The organism is Algoriphagus aquimarinus, from assembly GCF_900112005.1.
Taxonomy (GTDB): domain Bacteria; phylum Bacteroidota; class Bacteroidia; order Cytophagales; family Cyclobacteriaceae; genus Algoriphagus; species Algoriphagus aquimarinus.
Genome location: NZ_FOKK01000002.1, coordinates 226342 through 239269, shown reverse-complemented (window position 1 = coordinate 239269; position 12928 = coordinate 226342). Strand labels below are relative to the sequence as shown.

Sequence of the window (12928 nt, the reverse complement as noted above, 5' to 3'; positions counted from 1 at the left end):
ATTGAGTATTGAAAATTGTCCATTGATATTTTTTTTATCTTGCCTTGATGAAAAACAAAATTGCCTTAGTCACCGGAGCGACTTCTGGAATCGGCAAAGCTGCTGCAATTACCCTTGCCAAATTAGGTTACAACATTATCGCCACAGGCAGACGTGGAAATCGTCTGGAAGAACTAAAGTCAGAATTGCCTGAAGGGATTGATTTTTTGCCCTTGATATTCGATGTGCGTGACAGAGAAAAGGTAGTGGAAATACTACAGAATCTGCCCGAAAGATGGAAAGCAATCGATGTGCTGATCAATAATGCTGGCAATGCCCATGGGATTGACCCAGTGCAAACTGCCAATCTCGATGATTGGGATGCAATGATGGATATCAATGTGAAAGGGCTTCTTTATGTCTCCCGAGCGATTATTCCTGGGATGACAGAAAGGACGTCAGGGATGATCATCAATATTGGTTCTATCGCCGGAAAGGAAGTGTATCCCAATGGTAGTGTCTATTGCGGAAGCAAGCATGCTGTGGATGCCATCACGAAAGGTATGCGAATGGACTTGAATTCATTTGGAATTCGGGTAGTAGCGATTCACCCAGGCTTGGTGGAGACGGAGTTTTCTCTCGTCCGCTTCAAAGGAGATGAAGGTAAGGCGGAGACTGTTTATCAAGGAATTGAACCATTGGTAGCTCAGGATATTGCGGATATTGTAGAGTTTGCCGTAACTAGACCTGCTCATGTGACCATCGCTGATGTAGTGGTTTTGCCAACAGCGCAAGCATCTGCTACGATTGTGAATAGAAATTCGAAATCTTGAAAAGATCAGCTTTAATTTTTCTTACCCTAGCGATTGCCTGCTCATCTCCGAAAAGCGATCAGGAGGTATTCTCTGAGCAGCAACGGGAAGAATTGGACCCAATAAGGGAAATAGATCTGGTGGAGGAAATGCCTGAATTGGAAATGACTCTTCGCGATCAAGGATTGGTGAATGTGGAGGAAGAAATTCCTGGAATTATGGTAGAGCTAAAGTATTCTACAACTGATAATTTCTTTAAGCAAGACGTTTATGGAGATCTTACGAAAGCATTTCTTCAGCCAGAGGTAGCGGAGCGCCTGAAGAAGGCTCAGGAAATGCTACAAGCGGAGAATCCCGGTTATACTTTACTTGTTTATGATGGCGTTCGTCCCTCTTCTGTTCAGCAGATTCTTTGGGACAATCTGGATAAACCCGATAGTTTGAAGCCACTTTATGTTGCGGATCCTAAAAAAGGTAGTTTACACAACTTTGGAGTTGCGGTGGATTTGACGATTTTTGACACGAAAGCTGACTCAACTTTGGATATGGGCACTAGCTATGATTACTTTGGCTATCCGGCTTATCCTGACCGTGAAAAACAAATGCTTTCCGAAGGAAAACTTACCAGAGCTCAAATTGCTAATCGGGATATTCTTCGAAAAGTGATGACAGCAAATGGCTTCTCAGGAATCGGATCGGAATGGTGGCATTTCAATGCTTTTTCCAGAAAAGAAGCTGGCGAGAAGTTTGAAATTATTAAGTAATAACACCCTATTTTCAATATTCATTTAATTAATATCAATATTCAATAACCCTATAACTCAATACCTATGACCTTAAAAAGAACACTTCTCACCCTCTCGCTGATATTCAGTATAGCGATGGTATCACAAGCACAGCAATTCAAAGCCTTAGTTTTCAGTAAAACTGCAGGCTTCCGCCACCAATCTATTCCTGAAGCCGTAGCGGCGATTAAGGAACTTGGTAAAACTCAAGGATTCGGTGTTTATACGACCGAAGATGCAGGGGCTTTCAACGACGAAAATCTAGCAAAATATGACGTGGTGATTTTAGCTTCCACTACAGGCACGATTTTCAATGAGGAGCAGAAAGCAGCTTTTCAGAAGTTCGTTCAGAGTGGTAAAGGAGTTGTAGGAATTCACTCTGCGACTGATACAGAATATGAGTGGCCTTGGTACAATAAGATGATTGGTGCTTATTTTCTTACCCACCCTGCACAGCAAACTTTACGATTGGAAGTAGTGGATCAAAATCACCCAGCTACTTGGCACTTATCTAAAAGCTGGATGTGGTTTGACGAGCTATATGAGTTCAGAGATATCAATCCAGATATTAAGGTCTTGATAAAAGCAGACGAAAGCACCTATAAGGTAGGAAAAGGTAACGGAGATAATCATCCTATGGCTTGGTACCATGAGTTTGATGGCGGTAGAGTGTTCTACACGGCGCTGGGTCATGTGGAGTCCGCATGGGTAGAAGCCGATTTCCTAAAGCATGTGTCCGGCGGAATCTGGTATGCAGCGACTGGTCATCCTTTTAAGAAGTAATTATTTGACCCAATTGGACTAAGCCAATTGCAATCAAATTGAAGAATACAAATGAAATTCCGATTTGCTGGAACTTAAAACCGGCAAATCGGATTTCTAAACAAAAATCAAGAATACCATGCTACAAGCACAAGCAAGACCTGTACACCTCTACATGGAGGCTAATCCAAATCCTAATTCTTTGAAATTTGTTGCCAACTTTATGTTGGTAGATGAGGGCGTAAGTTTTGATTTTCCAGATGCTGAAAGTGCTAAAATCAGTCCTTTAGCTCAGGAGCTTTTCAATTTTGCAGCGGTCGAGCGCGTTTTTGTCGCTTCTAATTTTGTGACTGTTACCAAGTCTGAAAGCGTTGATTGGTCCGAGATTCAGGGCATTGTTCGTGATCATATCAAGCAATATCTGGAAGCAGGCAAAGCGCCAGTTCCAGTAAATATTGAGAAGGATCCACTTTTTGATGAGAACGACTCTGAAGTAGTGAAAAAGATCAAAGGAATTTTAGATGAATATATTCGTCCAGCTGTAGAGCAGGATGGAGGTGCCATCGTATTCCATTCCTTCAATGAAGGAGTAGTGAAAGTTCAGTTACAAGGCTCCTGTTCAGGATGTCCTTCAAGTACGGTGACATTGAAAGCCGGCATACAAAATCTTCTTACCAGAATGCTTCCAGAAGTAAAGGAAGTGGTAGCAGAAGGAGTTTAAGCTTTTAAATATGGGTAAGAGAGATTGGTCCTGGGCGATTCTTGGAGTTATTGCTTTGGGAATACGTTATTTGGCGGCTCAGAACCCTGAAGCAACAGACGATATTTATTCTAGAGTATTCTTTCCGGGCATTCGGAATGTAATCGATATGACGCTGGGAAGACTGCCTTTTCCCAGCGTTTATTTGTTTATAGTGTCAGTGATGCTGGTCATTGGCATTTATCTTTTTAGGGTTACCAAGCGAAAAGGTTGGAAATGGAAATTGTTCTACACTTTTCGGGCATTAGCCAATGGAGTTGGGGCATTGATCTTCTTTTTCCTTTTCCTTTGGGGTTTTAATTATCAGCGCACTCCAATAGTGCAGCAATTGGGACTTAATCCACATGCTATGAATTTGGAGGAATTGAAACATGAGGTTCTGATCACGCAGCGCCTAGTGCAACAATACAGGAATTCTATCACACAGGACACTGTCGCTATTGAAGAGATTTTGCCTTATCCTGAGTTGGAAAAACTCGTGCGGTCGAATATTGCAGACAATCTCGATATGCTTGGTTTAAATTTCACAGGTAGGCCACGAACCAAACTTTTTCCTCCGCCTGGATTCATGCGGAAAATGGGGATTCTTGGAATCTATTTTCCCTTTACGGGCGAAAGCTACATCGACCCTACTTTACACGCGCTAGAGCAGCCTTTTACAGTTGCACATGAGATGGCACATAGCTATGGTGTGACAGATGAGGGAGAGGCGAATTTTATTGCTTGGGTGATCTGTACCAATAGTGATGATCCACTCTTACGCTATTCAGGACAATTAAGGTTATTGACTTATCAAATCCGTGACTATTACCGAATGGCGCCGGATGAATACAAAGTATGGGTGAAAACCTTGGATAGAGGAGTACGGAATGATTTGGTTTCCTTGCAAAAAGCCAGTGAATCTGTCAAAGCTTATTCTTTAGAATTAAGCAGAAAAACAAACGATGTGTTTCTGAAAACACAGGGTGTTAAAGCTGGGATCAACAGCTATCAACAACTGCCTAAACTAGCTTTTGCTTGGAGAGAGCGGATGAAGTGGGAGTAGTTTGACTATTTGATTATTGGAACTTTTTTGTTTTTAGTTTGAGCTGATTTGACAAATCACTATTTTGGTGATTGCTTTACTAAGTTCCAGATTCTATGGAGCGAGTACAGAATTTAGCTTTTACTCCAAAATCAACTTATGCGTCCATTTCTAGCTGTCGTGTGTTATTTCTTTTTCTGGCAAGTTAGCCTAGCTCAAATCACCATGGAAACTGTTCGGGCTGAAGAGGGAGGTATGGAATTGTATGCTACTAATACGGGAAATGTACCTTACACTGTTTTAATTGACTACACGGAGTTAACTAACTTGAATTCAATAGGTAGTTCGGGGATTGTGGTTGCTCGGCCAGGAAAATCTAAAGTATTAACTCTGAAGAGAGTAACGGAAAGTCAGTCTACAAATCTTCGTTATACTTATTCATTTATCAAAGGCGATTACAGCCGGAGATCAAAAGAGGAAACTGTTTACTTGATTCCACTGCCAGAAGGCACAGTTGCGACGGGAATTCGCATGACTCATATAGAAAATCGTCTCCAGCCAAAGGAGGAGAATACGGATTATGTTGGGGTTTCTTTCAGGTTTGGCTTGCCTACGGAGGTGGTCGCTCCTCGCAAAGGAGTCGTTTCGGAGATCAGTATGGATAAATATTCAGATAAAAATAATCTGGATTTCGACCGAGGAGAAAACTTCATAGAGCTATTTCATGATGATGGGTCCCTGACTAAAATAATGGTCTTAAGTCCGGGAAGTGAAAAAGTGAAATTGGGTCAGGTTGTTTTTCCGGGCGATGTGATTGCGGAGTCAGCAGGGGAGAGCTATAACTCTGGTTTGCATGTCAGGCTGGCCAATATGAAACCTGTAAAGGACGGCACAACAAAGCTTAAGTACGAAATGCTACCGATGAAGTTTGTATCAAAAGAAGGCGTGTCTGATGTCGCTGAAATACAAGAATTAGTCGTGGTGCATCCCGACGAGGTAGTGACAGCAGAAATGAGCAAAAAGGAGAAAAAGACCTATGAGGCGGGGAATTAAGGCTGAGTTACTTTCTTTCTATTTCCAAACCATACTCCTATGATCACAGCTACGATTCCTATATAATGACCGAAAAGTAGAACTTCGCCATCAAGCACGCCCCAAAATATGGCAACAATTGGAATAATGTAGGTAACTGAAGCTGCGAAAACTGGCGTTGCCGTTTTTACCATCACATTGAAAATAATCAAGGCGATGGCTGTTCCCATTACTCCCAAAAGAGTGACATAACCAAGGGCTGGAAGTGCGCCATCAATATTCACGACTTTGTAAGAAAACTGTGTGCCGGCCATCAGGTAAATCAACGCCATAGGCAAAACCATGATTAGGGAAATAGCAGTGATCTCTATTGGTTTGAGTTTTTGAAAACGGTATTTGATAATATTCAGATTGAACCCATAGCATACACAAGCTAGGATCACATAGAATGCATGTGAATTGATATCAGCAAATGCACCGAATCCTGAACCTTCTTTTACAGTCACCAAGATAAAAACCCCGATAAATGCGATGGCTAGGCCGATTCCATTTCGACGGGTGATTTTGGAATTAAAAAACAATGCGCCGATTACGACAACAGCAAGTGGGGTGAGCGCATTGAGAACACCTGTCAAGGAGCTACTAAGTTGAGTTTGTGCTTTCGCAAAAAGAAAAGCAGGGATAAAACTACCTACCAAGCCTACGATAATTAGGTTTTTGATCTGGGTTTTATCTAAATTTTTTAGTCTTGGAATTGAAAGTGGCAAGAGGAAGGTCGCTGCTGCTACGATTCTATATGCACCAACTTCCCCAGCAGAAAATACTTCCAATCCTCTCTTGATCAGAATAAATGAACTGCCCCAAATCAGGGACAAAAGTATGAGTAAACCCCAGTTTCTGAGATTGCTGTCGTTGGTGGTAGTGGACATCTGCTAGTGCGGAGAATTGTCCGCGTCACAAAGGAAGCAAAACCAAAGAATATTTGTTTGGAAAAATAAAGTCTGAAGAGTAAAAAATTTAGGAGACTAAAAATAGAAAAGCGGTGAAGTTGAAGCTAACCTGTCAACCTCACCGCCTTTCAACTTATTTCTCCTAGAAAATGTGATCTGCATATACGTCAGAAACTTTCTCCAATACTTCACAAACATGCTCGTAAGTTTCAGCAGTGACCATTTCTGCTCGGTATTGTTTGAAATTCGGCATGCCTCGAAAGTAATTTGTGTAATGTCTTCTCATTTCCAGAATCCCAAGTTTTGGACCTTTCCACTCTACTGAGAAATCCAGATGTTTCTTTGCGACAGCAATTCTTTCATCCAGTCCAGGAGCAGCAAGTTTTTCACCAGTAGCAAGAAAATGTTTGATCTCATTGAAAATCCAAGGATACCCTATCGATGCTCTGCCGATCATCATGCCATCGACGTTATATTTATTCTTGTATTCCTGCGCCTTTTCCGGAGAATCAATGTCTCCATTTCCAAACACTGGAATATGTAAGCGCGGATTGTCTTTGACAAGATTCAAATAACTCCAATCTGCTTCGCCTTTGTACATTTGAGCTCGGGTACGGGCGTGGATACTAATTGCTTGTATTCCTACATCTTGAAGTCGCTCAGCTACCTCTACGATACGAATGGTGTTCTGATCCCAGCCTAGTCTAGTTTTCACGGTGACGGGGATGTTTACTGATTTCACGATTTCGGCAGTCATGGAGACCATCTTATCGATGTCTAAGAGTATCCCTGCACCAGCTCCTTTACAAGCTACCTTATTTACAGGGCAACCATAATTGATGTCCAATATATCAGGTTGAGCTTCTTCCACGATCGCCGCAGCTTCTCGCATGGAATCAATCTCATTTCCGAAAATCTGAATTCCAATTGGCTTCTCGTAGTCAAAAATATCAAGTTTTGCCACGCTCTTCGCTGCATCACGAATCAAGCCTTCTGAACTGATAAACTCCGTGTACATGAGGTCTGCACCGTTCTGTTTGCAGACTGCTCTGAACGGCGGATCGCTCACGTCTTCCATTGGTGCAAGCAACAATGGGAAGTCCCCTAACTCCAAGTTTCCTATCTTAACCACTTCTTATTTTAAATTTGCGCGTAAATTTACCTCAATTATGGAGATATACGAAACGGAATCAGAAATTGGTAAACGAAAGAGTTGGCTTTTGTCCTTGATAGTCATTGTTTTAGTGACAATAGGAGTTTTGATTGTACTTCAAGTTGTTGCTTTGGCAATCGCACCATTTCTTTTTAATATCTCTATGGAGGAGATAATTGGGCTCATGACAGGCGATTATTCACCGAGTAACGGGAGAATGGCGATGTATTTTGTGCAAGGAATAGGATCTGGTATTGGCTTTTGGGTAGCTGCTTATGTAATCATGCGCTTCATTGATAAGGCTGATTTACATTGGGAGATACAGTTACCAAGATTTACTATAAAAGGAGCAGGTTTGGTCTTGTTAATCACCGTGGGAGGAATGCTCTTCAATGGTTTGCTTGTCTATTTGAATTCACAATTAATTCTTCCGGAATTCTTGTCTGGAATGGAGGCGTGGATGCTGGAAATGGAGGAGCAATTATTAGAGTTGACTAAGTTTCTTACCGATTATCAAAGTATTCCAGAATTGCTTGTTGGGATTTTGGTAATAGGTGTTCTAGCTGGAATTGGGGAGGAAATGTTTTTTAGAGGGCTTATTCAGCCTAAACTGCATTTATACACAGGAAATGGTCACGCAGGAGTTTGGGTGACAGCTTTTATATTCTCAGCTATTCACTTACAATTTTATGGGTTTCTGCCTCGATTGTTTTTAGGAGGGATGTTTGGTTACCTTTATTATTATTCTGGAAGTCTTACCTATCCTATACTTGCTCATATTTTGAATAATACGGTAACGGTTTTGATGGTCTATGCTTCTAATCAAGGAATGATAGATTTTGATATGGAGTCGACAGATACAGTGTCTTATCCTGCTGCCATTATTGGATTATTGGTTCTTTTGGCAGGAATCTTTTACTTTAAGAAAATAAATAAACCCGATGGAGAACTGGAACAAGGTATTTGAAACCCCAATGCAGGTGAGAGCTGAGATCGTCAAAGGCGTCTTGGAAGAGCATCAAATACAGGCTGTGATATTGAATAAAAAGGAAACTGTTTATCAGATTTTTGGGAATTATGAGGTTCATGTGCAGAGTGAAAATATGATGTCGGCGAATAATATAATCCAGAATGAGATCACGTTTTAGTATAAATAATTACAGTAATCTAGGTCAGAGAGCCATCACCGCATTGTTTGGAGCGTTGATTATCGTGGGAGGCTGCATATATTCTGACTACACTTATTTTCTGGTTTTCGCAGGGATTTTGGGTTTTTCCCAAATGGAATTCTATAAACTGAGTGGCTTGGATGGGATGCTTCCCCTTAAAAGCTTTGGGACATTTCTGGGTCTGATGATTTTCTGTCTCACCTTTCTGGTGGAGAAGGAGCATTTGTCCAGTAATTACTTCTTTCTGATCTTCCCAATAGTCTCACTTACCTTTTTTATTAAGCTTTATCGCAAAACTGATAAGAAACCTTTCACTGGAGTTGCCTATACTTTTTTGGGTCTTTTCTATGTAGCAGTGCCCTTTTCTCTGCTTAATCTTGCCGTATTTTCAGTAGATGCCACATATAATTATCAGATCATTATCGGGTGTTTGTTGATTCTATGGGCTAGTGATACAGGAGCCTATTTTGCGGGAACAAAATTTGGTAAGACTAAGTTATTCGAACGGGTTTCACCAAAGAAATCATGGGAAGGGTTTTTGGGCGGAGCTTTCTCTGCAATCGGAGTAGCATTTGTCCTGACACGATACTTTCACGTGATTGAAGATTGGAAATGGTTAGTGATTGCCGGGATTATAATTATAGCCGGTACATATGGAGATCTTATCGAGTCGCTTTTTAAGCGATCTATAGAGATTAAGGATTCTGGAAAAGGCCTTCCTGGACACGGTGGATTTATGGACCGTTTTGACGGATTGTTACTTTCAGCCCCATTTATCACTGCCTTTTTGAAAATCTTCTAATTCTGACCCCTGTTGATTGAAAATCTGCTTAATATTGCAGCGCATTTGAATAACTAAATCAAACCCGAATATGGCTTACATTGAACCGGCTCCAATCAAGGATAAAGAGAATCCTTTGGAGTCAATGATGGAAAGATTCAACATTGCAGCTGAAAAGCTAGGCCTCTCCGATGAGGTGTACAATGTTCTGAAAAATCCTGCCAAACAAGTAATCGTTTCCCTTCCTATCACGATGGACAATGGAAAAATCCAGGTCTTCGAAGGTATCCGAGTAATCCACTCAAATATTCTTGGCCCAGCAAAAGGCGGTATCCGCTTTGCTCCCGATGTACACATCGATGAGGTGCGTGCACTAGCGGCTTGGATGACTTGGAAATGTGCCGTAGTGGACATTCCCTATGGTGGAGGTAAAGGTGGAGTGAGATGTAATCCTAGAGAAATGTCTAGCGGTGAAATCGAACGTCTTGTCAGAGCCTATACTATGGCAATGATCGATGTCTTCGGTCCGGATAAGGATATTCCTGCGCCAGACATGGGTACAGGGCCTAGAGAAATGGCTTGGCTGATGGATGAGTACTCTAAAGCGAAAGGAATGACAGTGAGTTCAGTTGTGACGGGTAAGCCACTTGTACTTGGTGGATCTCTTGGAAGAACTGAAGCTACTGGCCGTGGCGTGATGGTTTCCGCTTTGGCAGCCATGCAGAAGTTGAAAATTAACCCTTTTCAGGCTACTTGTGCAGTTCAAGGCTTTGGTAATGTAGGCTCTTGGGCAGCTAGACTTTTGGAAGAAAGAGGTCTGAAAATTGTATCTATCTCCGATCACACTGGAGCATTTTACAATGAAAAAGGAATCAATATCGTAGAAGCGATAGAGTACCGCGATGCAAATGGCGGAAATCTAGAAGGCTTCAAAGGCGGCGACAAAATGGAGAATGCAGCTGATTTGTTGACTTTGGATGTCGATGTACTTGTGCCTGCTGCAGTAGAAGATGTAATCACTATTCACAATGTGAATGATATCAAAGCTAAACTGATCGTAGAAGGAGCCAATGGGCCTACTTCTGCTAAGGCAGATGCGATCATCAACGAAAAAGGTATTATGGCTGTACCAGATATCCTGGCAAATGCTGGAGGTGTGACAGTATCTTACTTCGAATGGGTACAAAATAGATTAGGCTACAAATGGACTGCTGACCGCGTGAATCGCCGTTCAGACAGAATCATGAAAGATGCCTTTGATATGGTGTATCAGACCTCATTGAAGTATGATGTGCCTATGAGAATTGCAGCTTATATCGTTGCTATTGATAAAGTTGCGAAGACTTATACATATAGAGGAGGATTCTAAGCCTTTTCTATCGAAAGAATATTTTATCTTTGAGGCGTGGGGAAATCTCCACGCCTTTTAGTTTTAAAGCTTATGACCATACACAGAGAAGGACGAGTTTTGTTATTTTGGATGCTAATTATATTAGTAGCTGGTAATTACCTCATCATCTATTTCATGCCAGATGCTAGAGTACTTTCTAATGTTGCTGTATTAGGAAGTATTGTTCTCTATCTGATTATACTTCAGTTTTTCAGAAGCCCAATTATCCAATTGCCATCAGACGAAAGTTTGGTATATGCTCCCGTAGATGGGAAAGTAGTGGTGATTGAAGAGGCTTTTGAGGGTGAGTATTTGAAAGAAAACCGTAGACAGGTATCGATTTTCATGTCTCCGATCAATGTGCATATCACTAGATCTCCGATCAAAGGCATTGTGGAGTTTTTTCAATATCATCCAGGAAAATACCTGGTAGCATGGCACCCAAAGTCAAGCACAGAGAATGAGCGTACTACGATGGTGGTGACGCACCAGAATGGCACTAAGCTGCTGGTAAGACAGGTTGCAGGTGCGCTTGCTAGAAGAATTAAATGGTATGTGAAGCCAGGTTCTGAATTGGAACAAGGTGGGGAATTCGGTTTTATCAAATTTGGATCTCGTGTAGATGTTTATCTTCCTTTGGATGCTGAAATCATCGTTGGATTGGAAGAGAAGACTAAGGGCGGTAGAACTCCTATTGCAAGGTTGAAATAGGGTTGCCATTCCTTTATTGAAAATACTTTTAGATTAGTTTGAATTTCTGTAGCGATATTAGTCTTCGTTTCGTAATAGACTTTGTTAGCCAAATTTTTGAATTATGAGATACCTATGCCTACTTGTTATTGCTGCTTGTACAGTGTCCCTTTCTAGTTGTAGCGACGTAGAGGAACCTATATCTCCACTAATAGGAGCTTGGGAAAATAGGGTGTTCGTAGATTCCCTCAATTATTGGATAGTAGAGAGGTATGATTTTGTCAATGATAGCATCTATGATATCAATGTTACAGTCAGAGAGTCAGAAACAAGTAAAGATCTTGGCTATAGGTTCGCGACTCGTGGTTGGTATAATCTGCAGGAAAATGCTTTTACCTTTACGTATTCAGAGATTTATCAAGTAAAGGATTATTATCTCCCTAGTCGCGCTAATTTATACGCCCCTAAAAATGAATTGAGATTTATTGAAATTGACTTTAGCAATACCCCTACTGCCAATTTGACTTTTTCAACAGATCGAAAGCAATTTGAGTTTTTGGCTGAGTGCTTAGAGTATTATTCTGAATGCTCACTCCCAAAAACGTATATTAAAATTAATTAGGAAGTTTTTCTACTTCTATAAATCCAATAGCCTAAGCCCAGCGTGCTTAGAAAAAAAATAGTAGTAGTCCACTCAAATGCCCTTCGTGAACTGAGCATTTTATCAAGTGACTTGTCTCTTTCTGCTACAGCTCTTTTTAGCGCCTGTACATCCTTTTCTTGTTTGAAAGCAATGGCTTTGTAGTCATCTCCAGTTTGAGTAGCCGTGGTGGTCTCTATATCCCCGATCATTCGCAGCTCATCCATGATCAGGTTGTCTTTCTGAATGATTCTCTCCAGCCATTCATTCGTTTCGATCATATCCTTTTTGGTACGATTGCCGAATATTCCAGATTTTCTGCTTTCTGATTGTTTCCATTGCTGCGTGAGGGCATCGCGATCTTTAACCATCTTTTCCAGTTTCGCTTGGCCAGCTTCAGTGAATTGAGGAGAGAATAGGTTTAAAATCAGTAGAATTAATCCAAAGGTCATTTTTGTTGCGGGTATAAGGTGCTATAAGTAAGCGTTTCTTGATGCTCATCAGTTCGCTTGCTTCTAATATAAAGTAAAGCGAAGACAAGCATGCCTACAAAGAAAATCAATGTGGCAGTTTTAGATTTCCATTGATCCAATTCTTGTGTGTAGATCTCATGGTTTTTATGTGCTAGTTGACTCTTTAGCCTTTGAATATCTTTTTCTTGTGAAACTGCAATAGCTTGAAAATTTGCGCTCCTATCTGTAGGTTCGGCGCTAGCGATAAGCTCAGTACTTCCAAGATCCATTGCTTGTGTACTACTCTCTATTCGGTTAGTATTTTGAGTCAAATCTTCCGAGTGACGGGAATCATACCCACTTGCATAAATTTGAAGCGGTAATAAAAATAGCCAAGTAAAAATTGCAGTTTTCATAAGTGTATAATTTGTTTGTAAAGGCCTTATGATATCTCACATGATAAATAAATATGCAAGTGTGTTACACTCGCCATGTTCGATTTCATAAGGCTGGTGGTTTTTTCTATCCACTATCCAAACAGCATTCCAC

Annotated in this window: 16 protein-coding genes; 12 read left to right on the top strand and 4 right to left on the bottom strand. The window is 41.1% G+C overall.

Going from position 1 to position 12928, the window contains the following annotated elements:
- The first annotated feature begins 47 nt into the window (after positions 1 to 47).
- The 6 genes from BM291_RS03490 to BM291_RS03465 all read left to right on the top strand — a co-directional run bounded on the left by BM291_RS03490 (position 48) and on the right by BM291_RS03465 (position 5175).
- Positions 48 to 812, top strand: coding sequence for an SDR family NAD(P)-dependent oxidoreductase (locus tag BM291_RS03490; RefSeq protein ID WP_092894777.1), 765 nt, complete (start codon positions 48 to 50; stop codon positions 810 to 812).
- A gap of 128 nt (positions 813 to 940) precedes the next feature.
- Complete coding sequence (locus BM291_RS03485) at positions 941 to 1555, top strand: M15 family metallopeptidase (protein WP_092894936.1); 615 nt, start codon at positions 941 to 943, stop codon at positions 1553 to 1555.
- A gap of 66 nt (positions 1556 to 1621) precedes the next feature.
- Positions 1622 to 2359, top strand: coding sequence for a ThuA domain-containing protein (locus BM291_RS03480; RefSeq protein WP_092894776.1), 738 nt, complete (start codon positions 1622 to 1624; stop codon positions 2357 to 2359).
- Positions 2360 to 2477: 118 nt separating this feature from the next.
- Entirely contained in the window at positions 2478 to 3059 is a 582-nt protein-coding gene (locus tag BM291_RS03475; protein WP_092894775.1) for a NifU family protein, read from the top strand.
- Positions 3060 to 3069: 10 nt separating this feature from the next.
- Positions 3070 to 4143 (top strand): DUF3810 domain-containing protein, encoded by a 1074-nt coding sequence (locus BM291_RS03470; RefSeq protein WP_092894774.1) that lies wholly within the window; start codon positions 3070 to 3072, stop codon positions 4141 to 4143.
- 138 nt (positions 4144 to 4281) lie between these two features.
- A complete protein-coding gene (locus tag BM291_RS03465; RefSeq protein ID WP_092894773.1) occupies positions 4282 to 5175 on the top strand; it encodes a M23 family metallopeptidase in 894 nt (297 codons plus the stop codon).
- Here BM291_RS03465 and BM291_RS03460 read toward each other — a convergent pair.
- Together BM291_RS03460 and dusB are read right to left on the bottom strand one after the other, a co-directional pair.
- On the bottom strand, positions 5172 to 6083 hold the full coding sequence (locus tag BM291_RS03460) for a DMT family transporter (RefSeq protein ID WP_092894772.1): 912 nt from the start codon (positions 6081 to 6083) through the stop codon (positions 5172 to 5174). The genes BM291_RS03465 and BM291_RS03460 overlap by 4 nt on opposite strands.
- A 163-nt stretch (positions 6084 to 6246) precedes the next feature.
- The gene (gene dusB / locus BM291_RS03455) at positions 6247 to 7236 is read right to left on the bottom strand and encodes a tRNA dihydrouridine synthase DusB (protein WP_092894771.1); all 990 of its coding nucleotides are present in this window, start codon (positions 7234 to 7236) and stop codon (positions 6247 to 6249) included.
- 37 nt (positions 7237 to 7273) lie between these two features.
- Here dusB and BM291_RS03450 point away from each other — a divergent pair, with 37 nt between their 5' ends.
- The 6 genes from BM291_RS03450 to BM291_RS03425 all read left to right on the top strand — a co-directional run bounded on the left by BM291_RS03450 (position 7274) and on the right by BM291_RS03425 (position 11909).
- Positions 7274 to 8224 (top strand): CPBP family intramembrane glutamic endopeptidase, encoded by a 951-nt coding sequence (locus BM291_RS03450; RefSeq protein ID WP_092894770.1) that lies wholly within the window; start codon positions 7274 to 7276, stop codon positions 8222 to 8224.
- Positions 8199 to 8405, top strand: a complete 207-nt coding sequence (locus tag BM291_RS03445) for a putative signal transducing protein (RefSeq protein ID WP_092894769.1) — start codon at positions 8199 to 8201, stop codon at positions 8403 to 8405. Before BM291_RS03450 ends, BM291_RS03445 begins: the two co-directional genes overlap by 26 nt.
- Positions 8389 to 9228, top strand: a complete 840-nt coding sequence (locus BM291_RS03440; RefSeq protein WP_092894768.1) for a phosphatidate cytidylyltransferase — start codon at positions 8389 to 8391, stop codon at positions 9226 to 9228. Before BM291_RS03445 ends, BM291_RS03440 begins: the two co-directional genes overlap by 17 nt.
- A gap of 70 nt (positions 9229 to 9298) precedes the next feature.
- Complete coding sequence (locus BM291_RS03435; RefSeq protein ID WP_092894767.1) at positions 9299 to 10576, top strand: Glu/Leu/Phe/Val family dehydrogenase; 1278 nt, start codon at positions 9299 to 9301, stop codon at positions 10574 to 10576.
- Between the two features lie 72 nt (positions 10577 to 10648).
- A complete protein-coding gene (locus BM291_RS03430) occupies positions 10649 to 11308 on the top strand; it encodes a phosphatidylserine decarboxylase family protein (RefSeq protein WP_092894766.1) in 660 nt (219 codons plus the stop codon).
- 103 nt (positions 11309 to 11411) lie between these two features.
- The gene (locus BM291_RS03425; protein WP_092894765.1) at positions 11412 to 11909 is read left to right on the top strand and encodes a hypothetical protein; all 498 of its coding nucleotides are present in this window, start codon (positions 11412 to 11414) and stop codon (positions 11907 to 11909) included.
- On the opposite strand, the gene BM291_RS03420 is transcribed toward BM291_RS03425, so the two are convergent.
- Together BM291_RS03420 and BM291_RS03415 are read right to left on the bottom strand one after the other, a co-directional pair.
- The gene (locus BM291_RS03420; protein ID WP_092894764.1) at positions 11906 to 12379 is read right to left on the bottom strand and encodes a Clp protease ClpB; all 474 of its coding nucleotides are present in this window, start codon (positions 12377 to 12379) and stop codon (positions 11906 to 11908) included. The genes BM291_RS03425 and BM291_RS03420 overlap by 4 nt on opposite strands.
- On the bottom strand, positions 12376 to 12795 hold the full coding sequence (locus BM291_RS03415; RefSeq protein WP_092894763.1) for a hypothetical protein: 420 nt from the start codon (positions 12793 to 12795) through the stop codon (positions 12376 to 12378). The genes BM291_RS03420 and BM291_RS03415 overlap by 4 nt, the downstream gene beginning before the upstream one ends.
- Between the last annotated feature and the right edge of the window lie 133 nt (positions 12796 to 12928).